This is a genomic window from Kitasatospora sp. NPDC059462 (assembly GCF_042749955.1).
GTDB lineage: Bacteria > Actinomycetota > Actinomycetes > Streptomycetales > Streptomycetaceae > Kitasatospora.
In genome coordinates, this window is the sequence record NZ_JBHYUU010000003.1 from 49,939 (window position 1) to 72,377 (window position 22,439).

The 22,439-nt window shown below is 74.5% G+C and carries 19 protein-coding genes; 14 read left to right on the forward strand and 5 right to left on the reverse strand.

Annotated elements, in window-relative coordinates; genetic code table 11:
* The first annotated feature begins 206 nt into the window (after positions 1–206).
* The 3 genes from ACFXAM_RS01510 (at position 207) to ACFXAM_RS01520 (ending at position 4,568) form a co-directional block, all read left to right on the forward strand.
* A complete protein-coding gene (locus ACFXAM_RS01510; protein WP_380286934.1) occupies positions 207–899 on the forward strand; it encodes a metal-dependent transcriptional regulator in 693 nt (230 codons plus the stop codon).
* Between the two features lie 976 nt (positions 900–1,875).
* Entirely contained in the window at positions 1,876–3,252 is a 1,377-nt protein-coding gene (locus ACFXAM_RS01515) for a transcriptional regulator (RefSeq protein WP_380286935.1), read from the forward strand.
* A 185-nt stretch (positions 3,253–3,437) separates the two neighbouring features.
* Positions 3,438–4,568 (forward strand): hypothetical protein, encoded by a 1,131-nt coding sequence (locus ACFXAM_RS01520; protein ID WP_380286937.1) that lies wholly within the window; start codon positions 3,438–3,440, stop codon positions 4,566–4,568.
* A gap of 115 nt (positions 4,569–4,683) precedes the next feature.
* On the opposite strand, the gene ACFXAM_RS01525 is transcribed toward ACFXAM_RS01520, so the two are convergent.
* Positions 4,684–5,982 carry an ABC transporter substrate-binding protein gene (locus ACFXAM_RS01525; protein WP_380286938.1) on the reverse strand — a complete coding sequence of 433 codons (1,299 nt, stop codon included), beginning with the start codon at positions 5,980–5,982 and terminating at the stop codon, positions 4,684–4,686.
* Between the two features lie 174 nt (positions 5,983–6,156).
* Between ACFXAM_RS01525 and ACFXAM_RS01530 the strand changes: the two genes are divergently transcribed.
* Entirely contained in the window at positions 6,157–6,672 is a 516-nt protein-coding gene (locus ACFXAM_RS01530; protein ID WP_350558189.1) for a hypothetical protein, read from the forward strand.
* Positions 6,673–6,796: 124 nt separating this feature from the next.
* On the forward strand, positions 6,797–7,663 hold the full coding sequence (gene purU, locus ACFXAM_RS01535; RefSeq protein WP_380286939.1) for a formyltetrahydrofolate deformylase: 867 nt from the start codon (positions 6,797–6,799) through the stop codon (positions 7,661–7,663).
* Between the two features lie 38 nt (positions 7,664–7,701).
* Here the strand turns inward: purU and ACFXAM_RS01540 are convergent, their stop codons facing one another.
* Together ACFXAM_RS01540 and ACFXAM_RS01545 are read right to left on the reverse strand one after the other, a co-directional pair.
* Positions 7,702–8,934 carry a zf-HC2 domain-containing protein gene (locus tag ACFXAM_RS01540; protein ID WP_380286940.1) on the reverse strand — a complete coding sequence of 411 codons (1,233 nt, stop codon included), beginning with the start codon at positions 8,932–8,934 and terminating at the stop codon, positions 7,702–7,704.
* Complete coding sequence (locus ACFXAM_RS01545) at positions 8,931–9,611, reverse strand: sigma-70 family RNA polymerase sigma factor (RefSeq protein ID WP_380286941.1); 681 nt, start codon at positions 9,609–9,611, stop codon at positions 8,931–8,933. Before ACFXAM_RS01545 ends, ACFXAM_RS01540 begins: the two co-directional genes overlap by 4 nt.
* A gap of 571 nt (positions 9,612–10,182) precedes the next feature.
* Here ACFXAM_RS01545 and ACFXAM_RS01550 point away from each other — a divergent pair.
* The 5 genes from ACFXAM_RS01550 to ACFXAM_RS01570 all read left to right on the forward strand — a co-directional run bounded on the left by ACFXAM_RS01550 (position 10,183) and on the right by ACFXAM_RS01570 (position 14,718).
* Positions 10,183–10,707, forward strand: coding sequence for an ATP-binding protein (locus ACFXAM_RS01550; protein WP_380286942.1), 525 nt, complete (start codon positions 10,183–10,185; stop codon positions 10,705–10,707).
* Positions 10,708–11,168: 461 nt separating this feature from the next.
* Positions 11,169–12,500, forward strand: a complete 1,332-nt coding sequence (locus ACFXAM_RS01555) for an MFS transporter (RefSeq protein ID WP_380286943.1) — start codon at positions 11,169–11,171, stop codon at positions 12,498–12,500.
* 43 nt (positions 12,501–12,543) lie between these two features.
* Complete coding sequence (locus tag ACFXAM_RS01560; RefSeq protein WP_380286944.1) at positions 12,544–13,071, forward strand: GNAT family N-acetyltransferase; 528 nt, start codon at positions 12,544–12,546, stop codon at positions 13,069–13,071.
* A 112-nt stretch (positions 13,072–13,183) separates the two neighbouring features.
* A complete protein-coding gene (locus ACFXAM_RS01565) occupies positions 13,184–13,561 on the forward strand; it encodes a DUF4229 domain-containing protein (protein ID WP_380286945.1) in 378 nt (125 codons plus the stop codon).
* A gap of 11 nt (positions 13,562–13,572) precedes the next feature.
* The gene (locus ACFXAM_RS01570) at positions 13,573–14,718 is read left to right on the forward strand and encodes a LacI family DNA-binding transcriptional regulator (RefSeq protein ID WP_380286946.1); all 1,146 of its coding nucleotides are present in this window, start codon (positions 13,573–13,575) and stop codon (positions 14,716–14,718) included.
* Between the two features lie 206 nt (positions 14,719–14,924).
* Here ACFXAM_RS01570 and ACFXAM_RS01575 read toward each other — a convergent pair whose 3' ends face one another.
* A complete protein-coding gene (locus tag ACFXAM_RS01575; RefSeq protein WP_380286947.1) occupies positions 14,925–16,151 on the reverse strand; it encodes an MFS transporter in 1,227 nt (408 codons plus the stop codon).
* 380 nt (positions 16,152–16,531) lie between these two features.
* Here ACFXAM_RS01575 and ACFXAM_RS01580 point away from each other — a divergent pair, with 380 nt between their 5' ends.
* Entirely contained in the window at positions 16,532–17,881 is a 1,350-nt protein-coding gene (locus ACFXAM_RS01580) for a dicarboxylate/amino acid:cation symporter (RefSeq protein ID WP_380286948.1), read from the forward strand.
* A gap of 283 nt (positions 17,882–18,164) precedes the next feature.
* Here the strand turns inward: ACFXAM_RS01580 and ACFXAM_RS01585 are convergent, their stop codons facing one another.
* The gene (locus ACFXAM_RS01585; protein WP_380286949.1) at positions 18,165–18,368 is read right to left on the reverse strand and encodes a cold-shock protein; all 204 of its coding nucleotides are present in this window, start codon (positions 18,366–18,368) and stop codon (positions 18,165–18,167) included.
* Between the two features lie 378 nt (positions 18,369–18,746).
* On the opposite strand from ACFXAM_RS01585, the gene ACFXAM_RS01590 reads away from it, so the two are divergent.
* From ACFXAM_RS01590 to ACFXAM_RS01600, 3 genes are all read left to right on the forward strand, one after another.
* Positions 18,747–19,649 (forward strand): menaquinone biosynthetic enzyme MqnA/MqnD family protein, encoded by a 903-nt coding sequence (locus ACFXAM_RS01590; protein WP_380286950.1) that lies wholly within the window; start codon positions 18,747–18,749, stop codon positions 19,647–19,649.
* A gap of 248 nt (positions 19,650–19,897) precedes the next feature.
* Complete coding sequence (mqnC, locus tag ACFXAM_RS01595; RefSeq protein ID WP_380286951.1) at positions 19,898–21,121, forward strand: cyclic dehypoxanthinyl futalosine synthase; 1,224 nt, start codon at positions 19,898–19,900, stop codon at positions 21,119–21,121.
* Between the two features lie 14 nt (positions 21,122–21,135).
* The gene (locus tag ACFXAM_RS01600) at positions 21,136–21,876 is read left to right on the forward strand and encodes a hypothetical protein (protein ID WP_380286952.1); all 741 of its coding nucleotides are present in this window, start codon (positions 21,136–21,138) and stop codon (positions 21,874–21,876) included.
* The last annotated feature ends 563 nt before the right edge of the window (positions 21,877–22,439 follow it).

Here is a 22,439-nt window from a genome sequence, read left to right on the forward strand (position 1 = left end):
TGCCGGTGGGGGATTCCGGCCGGGTGGGGGCGGGCCGTGGTGGTCCGGGCCGCGGGGGAGAAAGCTCCGGCCAGCACCGTGCTGCCTCACCGGCGCCGCTGTCAACAGTCGCGAAAAGCCGCCCCCGCCGCCCCGGGGCGGGCCCGGCAGTCGGTGCGGTAGGTCAGAATTGGCGATGAGGACACCGAGGAACGGAGCCAGCGGCGATGTCTGGGCTGATCGACACCACTGAGATGTACCTTCGCACCATCCTGGAGCTGGAGGAGGAGGGCATCACCCCGATGCGCGCCCGGATCGCCGAGCGCCTGGAGCAGAGCGGTCCCACGGTCAGCCAGACGGTCGGCCGGATGGAGCGCGACGGACTGCTGCGCGTCGCGGGCGACCGGCACCTGGAGCTGACCGAGGAGGGGCGCCGGCTCGCGGTGCGGGTGATGCGCAAGCACCGCATCGCCGAGTGCCTGCTGGTCGACGTGATCGGCCTGGAGTGGGAGCAGGTGCACGAGGAGGCCTGCCGCTGGGAGCACGTGATGAGCGAGACGGTCGAGCGCAAGGTGCTCGCCATGCTCGGCCACCCCACCCAGTCCCCGTACGGCAACCCGATCCCGGGGCTGGACGAGCTGGGCGACGCCAAGGCCGAGGGCGAGGGCTTCGACGCCGGGCTCGTCCCGCTGGACGCCGTGCTGCCGGGCGCGGACGGCGCCGACGTGGTGGTCCGCCGGATCGGCGAGCCGATCCAGACCGACGGGGAGCTCATGCGCACGCTGCGGCGGGCCGGGGTCCGGCCGGGGTCGACGGTGCGGGTGAGCGCCGGGGTCGGCGGGGTGCTGGTGGGCACCGGTGAGAACGCGGCCGAGCTGGGCAAGGACATCGCCGCGCACGTCTTCGTCGCGCAGACCTGAGCACGCCGGGGGCCGGCCGCGTGAGGACCTGGGCACGCGGCGCCCCGGGTGCGTGGCGCCCCGGGCACGCGGCGCCCCGGGTGCGTGGCGACCTGAGCACGTGACAGCCGGCGCGACGGCCGGGCAACGCCGGACGGGGCCGGGCGCTCCCCGCGCTCCCGGCTCCGTCCGGCCCCTCCCGTTCCCTCCCGCTCTCCGCGGCACCGGCCTCCCCGAACCCGGCCGGTACCGCGGCCCCGCCCCGTCCCTCCCGTCCCTCCCGTCCCCTCCGTCCCTCCCGTCCGCCTCGCCCGGCTTCCCCGACCGAGCGCCCCGTCCGGCGGCCCCTCTCGCTGGAAGTTCTCCCACTCGGACGATCAAGGCAATCCTTGAGCGCTGTCACTCGTACGAGGGGCTTTCGCCGCTGGCCAGCGGGTACACCGAAGCCTTATCCGCACATGCGTATGACGGGCCCCGTCTCCGGTGGGAGACAAGGCCCGTCACTCGCGCGCGGGGTCTCGCGCAGCGCACGCCCTCACCCGATCGGCGCAGGGCGGCAGTCCAGGGGTGCGGCCGGGGGCGGTCGGCGCACCGCCGCGGGCCGGACCGGCCGGGCGGCGGACGACGGCGCGTCACGCCCCCGGCCGGGGAGATCGCCGAGGTCCTCCACGGGATGCTCAACTACCGTGCGTGAGCCGGGTTACGGCCGGGGCCCGGTCATTGCGCCAGGTGGGGGCTCTTCACCCGAACCGGTGAGGCGGACCGGGCGGGAGCGCGCCGGGGGGAGGCGGGGTGGGCGCAGTGGGGGCGCACAGGAGCATATGGGCGGGCGCGTGGGGGGTCGGCATCGTCACCGTGGGTATCCCGCTGGCGTTGCTGATCGCTAACCTGGTGTCAGTTTCCTTGAACGGTCGGACAGTCGGCAACTCGGCAACAGAGATCAGCAGAAAGCGTCGCCCGCCGGCCGGGACCGGAGGGTGTGGGGAGGCGAAGCCCAATGGCCGCGAGACCACTTGTCGCACGACAGCCCAACGAGCGTCTCCAGCAGCTGATCCAGGAGGCCAGCTGCTCCAACGCCGGTCTGGCACGGAGAGTCAACCTCTGCGGTGCCGAGCACGGTCTGGACCTGCGGTACGACAAGACCTCCGTCGCGCGCTGGCTCCGCGGCCAGCAACCGCGCGGGCAGGCGCCGGCGGTGATCGCCGAGGCGCTCGGGCGCAAGCTGGGGCGCAGCGTGTCGGTCGAGGAGATCGGCATGGCCGACGGCAAGAACCTCAGCTCCGGCATCGGCCTGCAGTTCGCGCCGACGCTGGGCGCGGCGCTGGAACAGGTCTGCGAGCTGTGGCGCAGTGACGTCGGCCGCCGGGACTTCCTGACCGGGGCGACGGTGGCGGCCTCCGCGCTGGTCGAGCCCAGCCGGGACTGGCTGATCACCCCGCCCGACCCGGTGGTGGCCCGCACCGGCGGGACCAGGGTCGGCCCGACCGACGTCGCGGCCGTCAAGGCGACCACCGCGATGCTGGTCGACCTGGACCACCGGTTCGGCAGCGGGCACGTGCGCCCGGTGGTGGTGCACTACCTCAACAGCGTGGTCTCCGGGCTGCTCGGCGGCTCCTACCGGGACGAGACCGGGCGTCAGCTCTTCGCCGCGGTCGCGCGGTTGACCGAGCTGGCGGGCTACATGGCGGTGGACACCGGCCAGCCCGGCCTGGCCCAGCGCTACTACATCCAGGCGCTCCGGCTGGCCCAGGCCGCCGACGACCGGGGGTACGGCGGGTACGTGCTGGCGGCCTCGATGAGCCACCTGGCGGCGACCCTGGGCAACCCGCGGGAGATCGCCCAGCTCGCCCGGGCGGCCCAGGAGGGCGCCCGGTCGGTGGCCACCCCGACCGCGATGGCGATGTTCTACGCGGCCGAGGCGCGCGGGCACGCCCTGCTCGGCGACGCCAAGGCCTGCGAGGCGGTGGCCGCCAAGGCGCTGGAGATGATGGAGAAGCGCCGTCCGGAGGACGACCCGGACTGGATCGTCCACTTCGACGACGCCTACCTCGCCGACGAACTGGCCCACTGTCACCGGGACCTCGAACAGGCCGGCCCGGCCGAGCACTACGCCCGCCGGGCGCTCGACCTGCACCCGCCGACCCGGGTGCGGCGCCGCGCGGTGGACCTCGTGCTGCTGGCGACGGCGCAGCTCCAGCAGCGGGACGTCGAGCGGGCCTGCGAGACCGGGGCGCAGGCGGTCCGGCTGCTGAGCGGGCTGCGCTCCAACCGGGGCGTGGAGTACCTGGACGAGTTCCGGCGCCGTCTGGAGCCCTTCCGGGAGCAGCGGGTGGTCCGCGAGTTCCAGGCCCGCGCGGAGGCGGAGGCGGCCTGAGCCGGGGCCGTCGAGGAGGACGGCGCAGAGCGTGCAGGGTCGGTGAGGGATGGACCGCCCACGTGGTCGGCCGGTTCGGTGAACCGGTAGCGTGGGCGCGACGTCCAAGGAACTGTGATGCTCCCAAGAACCGACGAGATGTGGTCCGCCGTCAGCGCGCGGTCGTGCACAGGTGAGGAATCGCGTTGAGCCAGCGCCGCTCGTACCCCAACTCGGGTGACTTCAACCTGGACGACCTGTTCCGCCCGGAGCCCGGACAGCAGCCGCAGCAGCCGGGACAGCAGCCCGGGCAGCAGGGCCCGCCGCAGGGGTACGGCCCGCAGCCGGGGCAGCACGCCGGTCCGCCGCCGCACGCGCAGCCGCCGCACGCCCAGCCGCCGGCCGGGCCGTACCCGGGGCAGCCGTCCGGGCAGCCGGAGTACTTCGGCGACAGCGCGCTGCCGACCCAGGCCATGCCGGTCCAGCCGGGCGGCCCGCAGCCGTCCTGGGGCGGCGCCCCGCAGCCGGGCCACCCCGCCGACCCGGCCCAGGCGACCCAGTACCTGCCGCCGTACCCGGGCCCGGACCCGCAGGCGGCGGGCGGCTACCCGCCCGCGCAGCCGGGGTACGCCGACCGGCCCGCGCCGGGCCACCCGGGCGAGGCCCCGGCCGGGCGCGACGGCGGCCGCGGCGGCCGTTCCTCCTCCAAGCTGCTCATCGGCGGCGTGGTGGCCGGTGGCGTGGCGGCGGCGATCCTGGTCGCGGTGCTGCTGAACGGCAACGACGACACGTCCGGCACGGAGAAGAAGGCCGTCCCCCCGGTCACCGACAGCGGCACGGTCGCCGCCACCGTCCAGAGCGCCGGCCCGACGACCGCCTCGGTCAACCCGGAGGTCAAGGCGCAGGCCCAGGCGCTCTCCGACCTGCTCGGCACCGCCAACGACAGCCGGCAGGCCGTGATCGGCGCGGTCGCCTCGGTGCAGAAGTGCGACAAGCTGCCGGAGTCGCAGCAGGCGCTGACCGCCGCGGCCGGGCAGCGCCGGGAGCTGCAGAGCAAGCTGGCCGGGCTGAAGACCGACAAGCTGCCCGGCGGTCCGCAGCTGGTCGAGCAGCTGAACGCGGCGTGGACGGCCTCGGCGACCGCCGACGACGAGTACGCGGCCTGGGCCGGGGACGCCCAGGCCGGCTGCGACCCGAAGAAGAACGACAACCAGCACTACAAGAACGCCGTCGCCGCGAGCGGCACCGCCACCACGGCCAAGAAGCAGGCGGCCGGGCTGTGGAACACCGTCGCCGGCCAGACCGGCCTGCCCACCCGCACCGACGGCGACCTCTGACCCGCCCGCACCCCGCAACCAGGGGCACGGACCCGGCCGCAGGACACCGGGACACGGCGAAGGGCCCGGCCGAAGGACGGCCGGGCCCCGGGAACCGCGGGGGCGCAGCGCCGGATCAGGCCGGCGGCTTGCCGCCGGTGAGCACCCAGCGCACGTCCACGAAGCCCGGCCGCTGCAGGGTCAGCTGCCCGCCCTTGACCACCTGGTAGGTGACCCAGGTGTTCACCAGCCGGGGCGACTCGGTGGACGGCAGCATGTTGGTGGTCGCCCAGTTCAGCGGCGGGGTGAGCCCGACGTCGATCTGCTCGCCGCTGTCCAGCAGCCCGGTGACCGTCTTGCTGCTGATCTGGCGCCCGGCCGCGGCCAGCCGGTCGGCGACCTGGCGGAACACCTCGTAGGCCACCCAGGTGGTCTGCACCCCGGGGTCGGCGGCGTCGATGGTCCGCCCGGCGGTGTCGGCGCGGATCACCGCCCGCAGGCCGTCCCAGATCTTGGCCGACTCCGGCGGGTACCAGCCGGTCACAAAGGCTCCCGCGAGCGGGCCGCTGTCGCCGCCGGTGGAGTCGACCACCGACTGCTGGACGCTGCCGATCACCGAGGCGATCCGGGTGTTCTTCGCGCCGGTCCGGCGGAAGGCGTCGAGCAGGTTGCCGGTCGGCTCCGAGCCCAGCGCGCTGGTGACGCAGCCGCCCGGCTGGTCACCGCCGATCGCCTTGCGGACCTCGGGGGAGTAGTCGTTGGACTTCTCCGGCGCCTTGACGTCCAGCAGCTTGATCCCGGCCGGCTTGAGCGCGTTGCCCAGGTAGCCGAGCAGGTTGTCGCCGGCCGGGGTGTCCGGGCGGATCAGCGAGACCGTCTTGCAGCCGGCCTCCACCAGCTGCCGGCCGCTGCCGCCGATCAGGGCCGGCATGCCGCCGCCCACCGGGTAGGACAGCGGGCTGCTGAACTCCGGCTGGGACAGGCCGTAGCCGCCGATCAGCGGGATGCCGGCCCGTTCCAGGGCGGGCATGAAGTCGTCGCCGTACTGGCTGTAGGAGCCCAGCACCGCCACCGCCCTGGCGTCCACCGCCTGCTGCGCGCAGGCCTTGGCGCCGTCGGAGGTGTTGTGCTCGTTGCAGGTGATCACCCGCAGCCGGCGGCCGTGCAGGCCGCCCTTGACGTTGACGTCCCGGCCGATCGCCTCGGCCAGGGCCGTCATCCCGGGGCGGTCGGCCGATCCGGTGTCGGACGGCGCCCAGGTCATGACGGTGAGATCGCCGCTGCCGGTGGCGGCATCGGCCGGTCCGCCGCACGCGGAGGCCGAGAAGAGGGTTGGGAGCACCGCCGCGGCGGTCGCGACGGCAGCGATCGGGCGCCGGCGGCGCCGTCCCGCGATCGGGTGCATGGCCTGGGACGAGCCCCTACGGCTGGTCATCGGTCTTTCCCTCCCTGGGCGCTGTGCTGCGCACCGGTTCCAGCCAATCCCCGGTGTCGCAAGCCGAGAGGACCGCCCAGCCAACGGCCGGCAAACGGGGGCGGAAATCCGGGTGGGGACGCGTGTAGATCGGGAGTGGAGCACGAACGGTGGGGGAACGTACGATCGATCCCCATGTCCGCCAGCACAGAATCTTCGTATCGGTCTGCCCGAAACCCTTCTCGTCCGGGCCACCGCTCCAGCACGATGGGCGGCATGCCGCTCAACGACCTGCCCTGGTGGCGCTGGCGGGCCCGGCTCCGCTCGGCGCTGCACATGCTCTCCGACCCCGGGTTCCAGCGGGACGCCTGGCTGGCCGGCCGCGAGGGGTACGGCGACGTCACCGACGCCGTCTACCGCCTGGTCGAGGACACCTGGCTGGACCGCTGGTCGGCCGAGAAGTACGTCGGCACGATCTTCCGGGACTCCGCCGAGGCGACCCTGGTGGACGTCGCGGTGCTGCGGGTGGTGCGGATCCTGCACGAGGTCGGCGCGGACGCCCCGGCCTCCGCCTACCTGGAGCACCACGGCTGGCCGGAGGCGGTCCGGGCGGCCCGCGAGGCGCACGTCAGGCTGGCCGTCAACGACGGCGAGGACCCGGACGTCCCGCCGCGCTCGCTGGACGTGCTGCGGATCCTGACCCAGGTCTGAACGGGCCGCCGCCCCGGTCCGGGGCGGTCCGTCCCGCAGTGCGGGCAGCCGGAGGGGGGCCTCCCGGAGTGTGACACGCTGGAGCGTCCACATCCGCACGAGCTCAGGACGGGATACCACCACCGTGGAACAGCAGCCGGCCAGCGCCCAGTACGTCCTCACGCTGTCCTGCCCCGACAAGCAGGGCATCGTGCACGCGGTCTCCAGCTACCTCTTCATGACCGGGTGCAACATCATCGACAGCCAGCAGTTCGGTGACGGGGACAGCGGTCTGTTCTTCATGCGGGTGCACTTCTCCGCCGCCGAGCCGGTGACCCTCGACAAGCTGCGGGCGAGCTTCGCCGCGATCGGCGCCTCGTTCGGGATGGACTGGCAGATCCACCCGAGCGACGAGAAGCTGCGGATCGTCCTCATGGTCAGCAAGTTCGGGCACTGCCTGAACGACCTGCTGTTCCGCACCCGGATCGGCGCGCTGCCGGTGGAGATCGCCGCGGTGGTCTCCAACCACACCGACTTCCGCGACCTCACCGAGGGCTACGGGATCCCGTTCCACCACATCCCGGTGACCCGCGACACCAAGGCCGAGGCCGAGCAGCGGCTGCTGGACCTGGTCGCCGAGGAGAACGTGGAGCTGGTCGTGCTGGCCCGCTACATGCAGGTGCTGTCGGACCGGCTGTGCACCGCGCTCTCCGGCAAGGTGATCAACATCCACCACTCCTTCCTGCCGAGCTTCAAGGGCGCCAAGCCGTACCACCAGGCGCACACCCGGGGCGTGAAGCTGATCGGCGCCACCGCGCACTACGTCACCGCCGCCCTCGACGAGGGCCCGATCATCGAGCAGGAGGTGGCCCGGGTGACCCACGACGTCACGCCGGACCAGCTGGTCGCGCTCGGCCGGGACGTCGAGTGCCAGGCGCTGGCCCGCGCGGTGAAGTGGCACAGCGAGCACCGGGTGCTGCTGAACGGCACCCGGACGGTCGTCTTCGCCTGACGCGCCCGCCCGCCCGACGCCGCCGCCCTGCCGGGGGGCTACGGCCGGGACAGCAGCGGCGTCGCGTGCAGCACCTCGCGGATCGCGGCCCGGTCGCCGTGCTCGCCGACCGGCAGCCGGTCCGGGTCGCGGTGCGCGGCGGCCAGCTGGCAGAACTCCAGCCCGTCCAGCACCATCGCCGCCACCGGCTCGCCGCCGGGCGGTCCCGCGTCCGGGCCGTCCAGCGGTATCAGCCACTCGCCGGACGCCGGGCCGTCGATCACCAGCCGGATCCGTCGGCCGGCCGTCCTCCCGTCGGCGGGCCCGGGGGCGCCGGCGGGCGCCCCGGCGAGTTCGGGCCGGGCCGCCCGCTGCCCGGCCAGGGCCAGCGGCAGCATCCGCACGGCCAGGTCGATCATCTGCCGCAGGTGCTGCGGGGCCGGCGGGGCGTACGGGTAGGCGACCGCGCGGGCGACGTCCTCGCCGTGCACGTAGCACTCGAAGGCCCGGTCGACGAAGGCGTCCCGGAGCGGGACGGTCACGAAGCCGAAGTCCACCGGGGTGTTGCCCTGCGGGGCGAGCGCGGCCGAACGGACCAGCTCGTGGCAGTGCCGGCGCCACCGGGCCCGGACCCGCTGCGGCGGCTGTCCGGCCTGCTCGGCGGTGAGCCGGGCGGTGCGGTCGGCGATCCGGGCCCAGGGCCGGCCGGCCTGCGGCGGCACCCGGGGGACCGGCGGGAGGACGGGCTCCTGCGGCGGGACCCGGCGCTCGGCCGCCGGTCCGGCGCCGCCGGGAGCCCCGCCACCGGAGCCGGAGCCGGGGCCGGATCCGCCCGGGACGGGGTCGGGCAGGCCGAGGGCGACGGCCACGTAGCCGTCCACGGCGGCGAGGTGGCAGAGCACCTCGGCCGGGCGCAGGTACTCGGTGCCGCCGTGCCAGGGCAGTTCGGCGACCTCCTGCCACTCCTCCGGGCCGAGGTCGCGCAGCAGGGCGTCGAACTTGGCGGTCTCGGCGGCGTACGGCAGGCCCCAGGCGGGGACGGGCAGGTCGGCCGGGCGGCGGGCCAGGCACCAGTCCAGCACCTGCCGGCGCAGCGCGGCGGGCTGGTCCAGCGGCTCCTCGACGGAGAGCCAGCCGGCGGCCTCGCGCAGCCGCTCGGCCTCGTCGGAGCACTGCGGGCAGCCGGCCAGGTGGGCCTCGAACGCGGCGGCCTCGCGGGGCGGGACGGCGCCGAGTGCCCAGGCGCCGAGCAGCGAGCGCAGGGCCTCGTGCTGCTCGTCGGTGATCGTCACGTCCCCCCGCCCTCCTGCCGCCGCCCGCGCTCCCGTTCGGTGTCCGCCCGTTCCGCGACCGCCCGTTCCGCGACCGCCCGTTCCGCGACCGCCGGTTCCGGGTCCGCCCGTTCGGGCCCGGCCGGGGCGGGGCCCCGGTGCCGGGCGCGCTCCTGTTCCAGTTCGGCGGCGAGCAGTTCCAGGCCCTGCCGCATCCGCTCCTTGGCGGCCTGTTCGCTGATCCCCAGCCGACGGGCCGTCTCCTGGTAGGTGCGGCCGTCGTAGTAGGACTTCGCGATGGTCTCACGCAGCGGTTGCGGCAGGGCGGCGACCGCGTACTGGACCCGGGCGGCGGTGGCCATCGCGCGGATCTCGTCCTCCGTCTCCCCGGCGGGGCCCGCCTCCGCGGCGCGGCGGGCCCGCAGCCGGTCCACCGCACGGCGGTGGGTCAGCGCGCCGAGCCAGGAGCGGAGCGAGCCGCGGGCCGGGTCGAAGGCCTCGGGGTGCTCCCAGACGTGGGCGAATATCTCCCGGGTGAGTTGCGCCGCCGCGGTCTGGTCGGCCAGTATCCGGCCCGCCAATCCGTGGACCATCGGGGCGAGTTGGTCGTAGAGCTCGCCGAGGGCGGTCTCCTCGCCGCGGGCCAGGCGCCGCTGCAGCTGTTCGTCCCGGCGCGGGGCGCCGTCGGTGCTGGCCACCGGTCACCACCCTCCTGCCGGACCGGCCGCTGACGCGTCCCACGGTAACCCGGACGGTTCGGACGCCGGGTGGATTCGGTGAAGAACAGGAGGCCGGGGCTTCGGATCGTCGGATCGTGGGATCTGCGGTGGATCCCGGGGCCGTGCTGTTCGAAGGTGGTTGGACATATGTCGCACGGGTGGTTCGCGAGTGGCGGGTGCGGTGCGAGGGGCGGACGGCGGTAGGTTCGCCTCTGCGTCGCGGCCCGGGCCGGGTCGGGCCGGGCCGGGCGGTCGTCGGTCCGGGGCTCGCCAGAGTGAACGGGACAGTATGCCGTGCCCGTCCCCCGATCGCTGGAATATGCCCGAAGCGCTTGCTGCGGTCCGCCCGCCGAACCATCCTGAGGCGTATTCGTGTCGCGGCCGGTGCGCGACGGACGACGTGGCGCGGGCGCGCCGCGGCGGGTGCGACGTGCGGTCACCCGCCGGGCGGCGCCCCGGCGGACGGCGGGCCCGGTGCGCGCCCGGGCCGGACGGGCGACCGGGGCCCGGCCGAGACGGTGGCCGAACTGCGAGTGCGGGTGGTGGAGCGGTGCAGGTTCTTCAGGTACAGCTTGCGGTGCGGGCGGACCCCGCCGAGGTCGGCCGGGCCCGCCGGTGGGCCCGCTCGCGGCTGCTCAACCACGGGGTGGACCCGGACGCGCCGATCGCCGAGGCGGTGGTCCTGGTGGTCTCCGAACTGGTCACCAACGCCGTGGTGCACACCGGCCGTCCGGCCGTGCTGCGGCTCTGCTTCCCGCTGGACGACCACCGGGGCGCCGCTCCCGGCGCCTCCCCGGGCGGCCCCGGGAGCGAGGGCGTGCGCGAGGCGGCGACGGTCGGCCCGCTGCGGGTCGAGGTCGCCGACGCCAGCCAGGTCGCCCCCGCCCCCCGGCACGCGGGCGCGGACGTCGACGCCACCAACGGGCGCGGCCTGGAACTGGTGGAACTGCTCTGCGACCGCTGGGGCTGGTACCCCGACGGCACCGGCAAGCGGGTCTGGTGCGAGATCAGCCCGGACGCCCGGCCCGCGGACCCGCTCGCCGCCGTCGACTGGGTGGCCCTGGCGCAGCCTTAGGTCCGTCGTCGGGCCGAAAGCTGACGCAACCATTCCGAATTTCCGACTACCCATTGACGTGACGTATCCGACTGATCACTCTTGGGTGCAGCGCTCCGTCGCGAGGGGACGCCGAGGGAACACCCGAACGCCGCTGCGGTGCTGCTGTCCAGGGGGACCACGTCAGCAGGGGCGCCGTGGACCGGTCGTGCGCTGGCTCCTCGGCGAGTGCGGAGGGATCGGCACGGCTTCAGGGCCCGTGTGCCGAGGTTGGATGGCGGCCGGCCGTGCCGTGCTCGGGGTGCGCGCGGCCCGCCGCCATCCGATCCGCCCGTCACGGGCGATCCCTTTCGGCCACCCGGCCCGCCCAGCGAACCGCCGCTTCCGGTCGGCCGGTTCCCGCCCCCGGTTGGCCCGATTCCGGCGGAAGCTGGCAGCCCCGCCCCTCGTCGTCGCTCCGCGCCGTCGGAAGACTCGGCCGGGTGAACGAGACCGCCGCCCCCACCGGCCCCGCTGATCCCACCACCCCCACCGACGCGCTCCCCGCGCCCGCTCGCACGCCCCGGGTGCACTACGCCTGGGTGGTGGCCGGCGTCTCCCTGCTGGTGCTGCTCGGCTCGGCCGGCTTCCGGTCCACACCCGGTCTGATGATGGACCCGCTGCACACCGAGTTCGGCTGGTCGATGGCCACGATATCCAGCGCCAGTTCGGTCAACCTCACCCTCTACGGCCTCACCGCGCCGTTCGCCGCCGCCCTGATGGACCGGTTCGGGGTGCGGTTGGTGGTGGTCTGCGCGCTGCTGACGATCTCGGTCGGCGCCGGGCTCACCATGCTGATGCGCCAGCCCTGGCAACTGGTGCTCTGCTGGGGCATCCTGGTCGGCCTCGGCAGCGGCTCGATGGCCGGCGCGTTCGCCACCACCATCACCGGGCGCTGGTTCCGGGCCCGGCAGGGGCTGGTCACCGGGGTGCTGACGGCCGCCGGTGCGGCGGGCAACCTGGTCTTCCTGCCGCTCGGCGCCTGGCTGGTCGAGCAGCACGGCTGGCGCTCGGCGGTGGTCGTGGTCTCGCTGGCGGCCAGCGCGGTGGCCGTTCCGGTGCTGCTGCTGATGCGCGAACGGCCCGCCGACCTGGGCCTGCTCCCGTACGGCGCCACCGAGCCGCCGCCCGCCCCGGCCGGCGGCGAGCGGGTGCTGGCCCGCTCGCTGCGGGTGCTCCGGCAGGCCGCCCGCAGCCGGGCGTTCTGGCTGCTGGCCGGCTCCTTCGCGATCTGCGGCGCGACCACCGCCGGGCTGGTCGGCACCCACTTCATCCCGGCCGCCCACGACCACGGCCTGCCGGTCACCACGGCGGCGGGCCTGCTCGCACTGATCGGCGTGTTCGACGTGATCGGCACCGTCGCCAGCGGCTGGTTCACCGACCGCTTCGACGCCGGGCGGCTGCTGATCGTCTACTACGGTCTGCGCGGGCTCTCGCTGCTGGTGCTGCCGCAGCTGTTCGCGGGTTCGCTGGAGCCGCCGATCCTGGCGTTCGTCATCTTCTACGGACTGGACTGGGTGGCCACCGTGCCGCCGACCGTCGCGCTCTGCCGCCGGCACTTCGGGGAGGACGCGCCGATCGTCTTCGGCTGGGCGCTGGCCTGCCACCAGATCGGCGCCGCCGTGGTGGCCGGCCTGGCCGGCTTCGCCCGGGACGCGCTCGGCGACTACGACCTCGCCTGGTACGCGGCGGGCGGGCTCTGCGCGGTCGCGGTGCTGCTCTGCCTGGCGCTGCGGTCCGGGGCCGCCGAGCGGACCGCCCCGGCCCCGTCCTGAGGCGCGGCCGTCCTGTCGTAAGGGGCGGCTAGGCTCCGGGGCCATGACGCTCACCTTCACCCTCGACCCGGAACTCGACCCCGCGCTGCGTGCGGAGATCACCGCCCTGTGGACCGCCGCCAGCAACGCCGGCGGGGCCGTCGGTTTCGTCCACCAGGTGACCGAGGAGGAGGTCGGGGCCGCCGGGGTGGCGCAGTTCGCCGGGGTGGCGCCGGCCGGGCCGGACCGGCTGCTGATCGCCCGGGAGACCGCGACGGGCAGGCTGGCCGCGCTGCTGGTCTTCGAGTCGATGCGGTTCGGGCCGATGGACCACTGGCGGCTGGTGGCCAAGGTCATGGTCCACCCCGAGCTGCAGGGGCGCGGCCACGGCGCGGCGCTGATGGCCGAGGCCGAGCGGACCGCGCGCGGCTGGGGCCTGGACGGGCTGAAGCTCCAGGTGCGCGGCGGGCTCGGCCTGGAGTCGTTCTACGCCCGCAGCGGCTACGTCGAGGTCGGCCGGGTGCCCGCCACCATCCGGGTCGCGCCCGGCGACGACCGCGACGACGTCATCATGTGGCTGGACCTGCGCTGATCGCGCGCTCGGCGGAGCGGTGCCCGGCGGGACCCGTTCCCCGCCGGGCGCGTCGGGCATGCTTCACTGGGAGACCGGCCCGGTTCCCAGCGCAGTGAAGGATGTGTCCCCGGTGGGCAGCAATGTGAGCAAGAAGTCGCACGCCACGCTCCGGTACACCTCGATGCGGGTCTCCATCTTCCTCGGCTGCCTGCTGGTCGCGCTGCTCCTCGGACACTTCCAGGTCATCCCGGTCTCCGGCGAGGCGGGCGTGGTCTTCCTCTTCCTGCTGGCCGCGGTCGCCTCGGCCCCGCTGAGCTACGCGCTGCTGAGCCGCCAGCGCGACGAGATGTCGGCCGAGATCTCCGGCAGGGTGGACGGCATCCGCTCCCGGACCGCCTCCAGGATCGCCGCGCAGAACGCCGAGGAGGACGCCGCGGACGACGCCGCCCGCGCCGCGGCCGCCAAGAAGGCCGCCCCCGGCTCCGCCGCCTCCGCCCCGCAGAACTGACCCGCGCCGTCGTGCCGGAGAACGCCGCGCCGGACAGCGCCGCGCCGGACAGCGCCGCGCCGGACAGCACCGCGCCGGGCGTCCCCGCACCGGCCGGCGCCGGGGCGGGGCGGGCCGACGGGCCCGCGCCCGGGACCTGGCCGGCCCCGGTCCGCCGCCCCACCGGCCGGGACGTCGCCCGGCTCGCCGGGGTCTCGCAGGCCACCGTCTCCCTGGTGTTCTCCGGCTCCGAGGCCGGCCGCCGGGTCTCCGACGCGACCCGCGAGCGGGTCCGCGAGGCCGCCCGCAGCCTCGGCTACCGCCCGCAGGCGGCCGGCCGGCAGCTGCGGCTGGGCCGCAGCGGGATGATCCTGCTGGCCGTGCCGAACATCCTCGGCCCGTTCTTCGGCCGGGTCCTGGAGGGCGTCCACGAGGAGGCCGGCCGGCACGGCCTGGCCGTGGTGGTCAGCTCCGGCTGGGGGAGCGCCACGCTCGCCGAGGCCGCCACCACCAGCCGCTTCGACGGCCTGCTGATCTGCTCCCCCGACGACAGCCAGCTCGGTGAGCTGCCCGCCGACACCCCCGTCGTCTTCCTGGACGCCGACCCGGGCACGGACCGGACCCGGCCGACCGTCGAGCTGGACGTGGCCGGCGGCATGCGGGCCGCCGTCGAACACCTCGCCGGGCTCGGCCACCGCCGGATCGGCCGGCTGCGCTCCACCCATTCCGCGTACACCTTCCGGGTCCGCCAGGGCGCCTTCGAGGAGACGGTCCGCCGGCTCGGCCTGGAGGTGGTCGAGCTCGGCGTCAGCCTGAACGAGGGCCAGCCGGCCGCCCGCGAGGCCGCCCACCGGCTGCTCGCCCGTCCGGACCGGCCACACGCGGTGATCTGCGACGACGACGTGGTCGCCTCCGGCGTCTACCAGGCCGCCGCCGAGCGCGGGCTGCGGGTGCCCGCCGACCTCTCGGTGATCGGCATCGACAACGTCCCGGTGGCCGCGCTGCTCGCCCCGCCGCTGACCACCGTCGACCTGCCGGGCGAGGAGCTCGGCCGGGCCGGGGTGGCGGCGCTCGCCGGACTGCTCCGGGGCGAGGCGGTCGCGCCGGTGCCGCCGCTCGCCACCTCGCTGGTGCGGCGCTCCTCCACCACGGAGGCCCCGGCCCCGGCGCTGGACTGACGGTGCGTTCGGGTGCGGTGCGCCGTGCGGGCCGCTCCGCACGGTGAAGGATCGTGCCGCGGCCTCGCGGCGCACCCGGCCGTCATCTCCACCCGGCGGGGCCGAGGCCGCCACCGCGGGCCGAAGGGACGAAGAAGTGACTGCGCCCGGCGGCCAGACCACCCGGTCCGACGGGCGCAGTCACGTCCAGGGGGATGCGGCGGGCGTCAGCCCACCGGCATCGGTCCGGTCGGCAGCGGCCGCGCCCCGGCCGACGCGGCGGCCGGCCGGAACCAGCGGCGGGCGCCGAACAGCAGGGCGGCGCCGAGGCCGATCCCGCCCGCCGCGCACAGCGCCACCGGGCGCAGCGAGCCCTCCGCGAGGTGGCCCGAGACGGCGTAGCCGAGCGAGTTGCCGGTCGCGAAGAGGGTGACCAGCCAGGCGAACGCCTCCGTCACGGTGCCGGTCGGCGCGAGCTCGGCGACCAGGACGAACGCCGCCGCCAGCAGCGGGGCCAGCGCGATCCCGGAGAGGAAGGCGAGCCCGGCCATCGCGACCGGCCCGGGGAGCAGCACCAGCGGCAGGTAGCTGACGGCCATGCCGAGCGCCATCAGCCAGGTGCGGGTGGCCGTCGGGCTGCGCCACGGCACCGCGCCGTAGGCGAGCGCGCCGAGCAGTCCGCCGAGTGCCGCCAGGGCCAGCAGGGTGCCCGCACCGCCGGGCAGGCCGTCCGCGGCACGGGCCTCGGCGTACGCGATGAACAGCACGTTCTGCGCGCCGACCGCCCAGCCGGCGCCGGCCAGGCCGATCAGCAGCAGGACCAAACCGGGGGAGCGGAGCGGGCCGAGCAGGCCGGCCGAGTGCGCGCGCGGCGGGGCCTGCCAGGCCCGGGCCGGCGCGGCGGTGGCGACGACGGCCGCCCCGATCAGGCCCAGCGCGGCCGCCACCCAGAGCGCGGCGACGGCGCTGACCGCGCCCGCGATGCCGGCCACCGCGAGCGGACCGGCGACGTAGAGGATCTGCTGGGAGGCGGAGTCGAAGGCGTAGGCGGTGTCGAGCTGCTCCTCCTCGACGACGTCCGGCCAGAGCGAGCGCAGGCAGGGTTCGAGCGGGGGCATCGCCAGGCCCGCGATCGCGGCGCCGAGCGGGGCCGCCACCGCCGAGCCGGGGGCGAGGGCCAGCAGGGCGTACCCGCTGCCGGCGATCACCGCGGAGACCAGCAGCACCCGCGGCTGCCCGGTGCGGTCCACGATCCGGCCGAGCACCGGTCCGCCGACGGCCGCCGCGATCGCGTACGCGGCGGTGGCCAGGCCGATCCGGCTGAACGGCGCGTGGACCTCGCGCAGGGCGAGGGCGATCACCAGGGCGGTCATGCCGGCCGGGAGGCGGCCGAGCAGGGTGCCGAAGAGGAGACGGCCGACGTGCGGGGCGCGGAGCAGGGCGAGGTAGCCCATGGGCGGGATTCTCCGGTCTGGGCGGGCGGCGGGCGGGGGATGCCACCAAGTTATACGTATAACTGTTGACCGGTCAATCGGTCCGTACCCAGAACTCAAACAACTACTTTGAACATCTCAAAGCTTTACTGCTAATGTGTCGGCCGTGACCACCTCAGACGCACGTTCGCCGCTCGGCCCGGGCCCGCTGCCCGGCGCCGCCCGCGCGTGTCGTCTGTCCGGTGCTGTGGACAGCCCGCGTCGTTGTCGCGCCATGAGCTGTATTCAGGCGGCACGCCCCTGACCGGGGCCGGTCCCCTTCCCGTCCGGCCCGCGTGCCGTGCCGCCGTCCTCACCCCCCGCCTCACCACCAGCAACGCCTCCCCCGGAGCCGCACCGTCATGTCCACAGCGCCCGAGGCGACTTCGTCGCCGTCCGTGCTCGCCAGAATCCGCAAGACCCCGTTCTGGGTCCAGATCGTCGCCGGCCTCGTGCTCGGCGTCGGCCTCGGCTACCTGGCCCGCGCGGCCGACATCTCCTGGCTGGCCACCACCCTGGAGACGATCGGCCGGATCTTCGTCCAGCTGCTGAAGCTCGCCGTCCCGCCGCTGGTGTTCACCGCGATCCTGGTGAGCGTGGCGAACCTGCGGAACGTCACCAACGCGGCCCGCCTCGCCGTTCGCACCCTGCTCTGGTTCGCGATCACCTCGCTGATCGCGGTGGCCATCGGCCTCGGCCTCGGCCTGCTGACCAACCCGGGCGAGGGCACCAACCTCAAGACCGAGGGCCTCAAGCCGCCGAAGTCCACCGGCAGCTGGATCGACTTCCTGACCGGGATCTTCCCGACCAACATCGTCACCGCCTTCACCGAGGTCGAGGTCCTGCAGATCGTCTTCCTGGCGATCGTGGCCGGCGCCGCCGTGATCAAGCTCGGCGCCAAGGCCGAGCCGATCCTCAAGCTCAGCGAGTCGGTGCTGGAACTGGTCCAGACCGCCCTCTGGTGGGTCATCCGCCTCTCGCCGCTCGGCACCCTCGGCCTGATCGGCAAGTCCGTCGCCAAGTACGGCTGGGACCTGCTGGAGCCCTTCGCGACGCTGACCGTGGACGTCTACGTCGGTTGCGCGCTGGTGATGTTCGTCGTCTACTCGCTGCTGCTGAAGTTCGCCGCCGGCCTCAACCCGGTCAAGTTCTTCCAGGGCGCCTGGCCCGCGATCCAGCTGGCCTTCGTCTCGCGCTCCTCGGTCGGCACCCTGCCGGTCACCCGCCGGGTCACCGAGCGCCTCGGCGTCCCGGGCGAGTACGCCTCGTTCGCCGTGCCGTTCGGCGCCACCACCAAGATGGACGGCTGCGCCGCGATCTACCCGTCGCTGGCCGCGATCTTCGTCGCCCAGGTGTACGGCATCGACCTCGGGGTCAAGGACTACCTGCTGATCGCCTTCGTCTCGGTGATCGGCTCGGCGGCCACCGCCGGTCTCACCGGTGCGATCGTCATGCTGACGCTGACCCTCTCCACCCTGGGTCTGCCGCTGGAGGGCGTCGGCCTGCTGCTGGCCATCGACCCGATCCTCGACATGATGCGCACCGCGACCAACGTCGCCGGTCAGGCCCTGGTGCCGATCCTGGTCGCGGCCCGGGAGAAGACCCTCGACCTGGTCGCCTACAACAACCCCACCGGTGAGCTCTACGACGAGGCCCCGGCCGTGATCCCGCCCCAGGGCAAGGGTCCGAACCAGGCCGCCGCGACGGCCTGACGCTCCTTCGCACGGGTACCGCGAAGGGCCCTCCTCCCCGGGACGGGAGGAGGGCCCTTCGGCGTTCCCGCGCTGCTGCTGCTGCTGCTGCTGCGGCGGCGGCGGGCCCGGAGGCCGGCGGCCCCGGGCGCCCGGCGCGCTGCGAGGCGGGCGGGCACAAGGCAGGGGGCCCACCGGACGGCGGGCCCCCTTGGGTACTGCAGCTCTTGTGCTCATGGTGACGGCCGCGGGCCGTCGGCGGACCCGATGGGGTCCCGAGCGATCAGATCATCATTGAGGATGGTCAGATAACGGTGACGTTCTCCGCCTGCGGGCCCTTCGGGCCCTGGGTGACGTCGAAGCTGACCGCCTGGTTCTCCTCCAGCGAGCGGAAACCGCTCGCGTTGATGGCGGAGTAGTGGACGAAGACGTCGGGGCCGCCGCCATCCTGGGCGATGAAGCCGAAGCCCTTCTCAGCGTTGAACCACTTGACGGTTCCCTGAGCCATGCCGTTCTCCTTGCGAGGGACGTGTCGGGGACCACACCGTGTGGCCACCCGGTCCGCTGCGCTGATCGCCCTGCCTCCGGACGGGTCCGGAGTTTTTCGATATTGCTGAAAAACTACAAAAAGCCTGCGGTTACATGCTCCGCAGGCTTCAAGTACTGCAAGGGGAATCAAACTGCAACTGAGGGCAACGCTAGCATGCGGCTGCTGTGACGACCAGGGGTGACTTACGGGCTGGACAGCGCGTGTCGTAAGGCCGTTGTGACGCTCGGTGCGGGCTCCGGCGGGTCGTCCCGGTGCGTCCCGGAAGGGCGGTGCGGGACTCCCGGGACGGCGGGCATACGCTGCGGGGAGGCGCACGAACAGCAAGGGAGCGGCGCAGTGGCAGTACCGGATGCGGAAACGCGGGAGCCCCGGGAGAACACCCCGGCGCGGCCCCGGGTCGGGCATATTCAGTTCCTCAACTGCGTACCCCTCTACTGGGGGCTGGCCAGGACCGGCAATCTGCTCGATCTGGACCTCACCAAGGACACCCCGGAGAAGCTGAGCGATCAGCTGGTCGACGGTTCCCTGGACATCGGACCGATCACCTGCGTGGAGTACCTGCGGCACGCGGACGAGCTGCTGGTGCTCCCGGACATCGCCGTGGGCAGCGACGGTCCGGTGATGTCCTGCGTGATCGTCAGCAAGCTGCCGCTCGCCGAGCTGGACGGCCGGCGGGTCGCCCTCGGCTCCACCAGCCGCACCTCGGTCCGGCTCGCCCGGCTGCTGCTGGAGGAGCGCGAAGGGGTCCGGCCGGAGTACTTCAGCTGCCCGCCCGACCTCGACGCGATGCTCGCCGAGGCCGACGCGGCCGTGCTGATCGGCGACCCGGCACTGCGCGCCTACCTGGGGCAGGCGGCCGAACAGGGCCTGGCCGTGCACGACCTGGGCGAGATGTGGAAGGAGTGGACCGGGCTGCCGTTCGTCTTCGCCGTCTGGGCCGCCCGCCGCGACTTCGCCGAGCGGCGCCCCGGGCTGACCGCGGCCGTCCACCGGGCCTTCCTGGAGTCCCGGGACCTCTCGCTGGTGGAGGCCCGTGAGGTGGCCGAGCAGGCCGCCCGCTGGGAGGCCTTCGACGCGGGGGTGCTGGAGCGGTACTTCAGCGAGGCGCTGGACTTCTCGCTCGGCGAGCGGCAGCTGGCCGGGGTCGCCGAGTTCGCCCGGCGGGTCGCGCATGACAGCGGCTTCGCCCCCGACGTGGCCGTGCGGCTGCTGGAGCCGGCGCCGGCGCCGGTGGCCTGAGCGAGGCCGTCCCGGACGGCTCCGGTGGCGGGGCCGTGCGGGACGCCGCCGCGGGACGCCGCCGCGGTGGGCGGTCGTGGCGGTGCGGTCGTGGCGGTGGGCGGGGCGTGGTGGGCGGGCGGGCTGGCGCGGGCGCCGCGGAGCGCTGGCGTAGGCTGAACCGGATGCGACCCGGTGCCCCGGCACGGGGTCGTCGCACCCGCCGCACACGTAGCACGTGCAGTACCCGAGAGAGAGAAGGCCGCCAGGTGTCCGAGCTCGCAGCGACCACCCTCGATGCGCCCAGCACCGACCTGCAGGCCGTGCTCGACCGGGCGGCCGGCGGTGGCCGGATCAGCCCGGAGGAGGCGCTGGAGCTCTACCGCTCCGCCCCGCTGCACGCGCTCGGCTCGGCGGCCGACGCGGTGCGCCGCCGCCGCTACGCGGGCACCGAGCACATCGCGACGTACATCATCGAGCGGAACATCAACTACACCAACGTCTGCGTGACGGCGTGCAAGTTCTGCGCCTTCTACGTGCCGCCGAAGAGCGACAAGGGCTGGTCCCGCGACCTCGACGAGATCCTGCGCCGCTGCGCCGAGACCGTCGAGCTGGGCGGCACCCAGATCATGTTCCAGGGCGGCCACCACCCGGACTACGGCGTCGAGTACTACGAGCGCGCCTTCTCGGCGATCAAGGCGGACTTCCCGCAGCTGGTGATCCACTCGCTGGGCGCGTCCGAGGTCGAGCACATGGCGCGGATCTCCGGCGTCTCCATCGAGGAGGCGATCACCCGGATCCACCGGGCGGGCCTGGACTCCTTCGCCGGCGCCGGCGCCGAGCTGCTGCCGGAGCGCCCGCGCAAGGCGATCGCGCCGCTCAAGGAGTCCGGCGAGCGCTGGCTGGAGATCATGGAGACCGCCCACACCCTGGGCGTGGAGTCCACCTCCACCATGCTGATGGGCACCGGCGAGACCAACGCCGAGCGGATCGAGCACCTGCGGATGATCCGCGACGTGCAGGACCGCACCGGCGGCTTCCGCGCCTTCATCCCGTACACCTACCAGCCGCAGAACAACCACCTGAAGGGGTCGACCCAGGCGACCGTCTTCGAGTACCTGCGGATGATCGCCATCGCCCGCCTGTTCCTCGACAACGTCGCCCACATCCAGGGCTCCTGGCTGACCACCGGCAAGGAGGCCGGCCAGCTGTCGCTGCACTACGGCGCGGACGACCTCGGCTCGGTCATGCTGGAGGAGAACGTGGTCTCGGCGGCCGGCGCCAAGCACCGGTCCAACCTCACCGAGCTGATCCACCTGATCCGGGCCGCCGACCGCGTCCCCGCGCAGCGCTCGACCACGTACGAGCACCTGCGGGTGCTGGACGACCCGGCCAACGACCCGGTCGACCCGCGGGTCGCCTCGCACATCGCCTCCACCGCGATCGAGGGCGGCACCGCGCACCCCGAGCTGAAGATCCTCGACAACGACTGAGGTCCCGTCCCGCCGTGCTGACCCTGCACCGGGCGGCCCTCGTGCTGCCCGACCCGGCCGATCCCACCGCCCCGTCCCTCGCCGACGGGGCGGTGCTGGTGCGCGGCGAGCTGGTCGAGGCGGTCGGCCCGTACGCCGGGCTGGCGGCGGCGCACCCGGCCGCCCGGGTCCGGGACTGGGGCGACGCGCTGCTCACGCCCGGGCTGCGCAACCCGTACGGGCACTGGCTGCTGGAGCGGGCGTACCACCCGGACCCGCGTGAAGGCGTCGGGGACGAGCCGGTGCCGGACGGGCTGGCGGGGGAGCGGGACGAGACGCGCTGCGGGGGCAGTGCCCGGCGCGGGCTGCAGCGGATGCTCGGCTGCGGCGTGACGGCGGTGGCCGGACCGTTCGAGCGCGCCTCGGTGCGGACGGCGGTGGCCCGTTCGGGGCTGGCCGTGCTGCCGGGGGGCGGGGCGGACGCGGGGGCGGGCACGGGTGCGGGGGTGGAGGCGGGCGCCGGGGCCGGGCCGCTGGACCCGCTGGCGGTGCTGCCGCTCGCCGAGGCGGTGCACGGCCGGGTGGCGGCCGGGGGCCGGGCGGACTTCGCGGTGTTCGCCCCCGGCGGGGTGTTCCCGTCGCAGGGGCGGGTTCAGGCGCCGGTACAGGGGCTGGGTCAGGTGCAGGGGCAGACGCAGGGGCGGCCGGAGGGGGAGGGGGCCGGGGAGTGCCGGGCCACCGTGCTGGCCGGCCGGCTGGTGTTCCGGCGGCGCTGAGCGGGCGCCCGGGCCGGTTCCGGACACACCCTACTCGTCGGTAGGCGTACGGCCCCGCCAGGTTTCCCCGTACTCCCGTGCGGTGTGCGGGACTTGCTTCGTGTGCCACTGAACTGGGGGTTCTCCCCCGTGGCCTGATTGACCCTTCGCCGTGACCTGAGGGCCCGCCAGCGGATAGCATCCGGCTCAGCTCGATTCCGTACCCTCACCACACCTCGCCCGTGCCCGCGGGCGGCGGGGCCCCGTCCCAGGCCCCGAACGCAAGCCAGGACAGGAACCATGCGATCCGCGACCGTCCCCCCGCAGCGATCCCCGCGGTTGGGCCGAGGCTGGTACCTCACCGCCGTGCTCAGCGCCGTGCTGGCCGTCGGGATGTGCCTGCTGGGATGGCGTCAGGCCGAGCAGGCCGACCGGATCGGCGCCCACCCGGTGCGGGTCGACGGCGTGGTGACCCAGCTGCAGACCGGCGGCGGCTCCTACAGCACCGTCAGCTACCAGGCGGCCGGTCAGCACCGCACCGCCACGGCGCTGCCGCTGGCCGACGGCACCAAGCTCGGGGACAC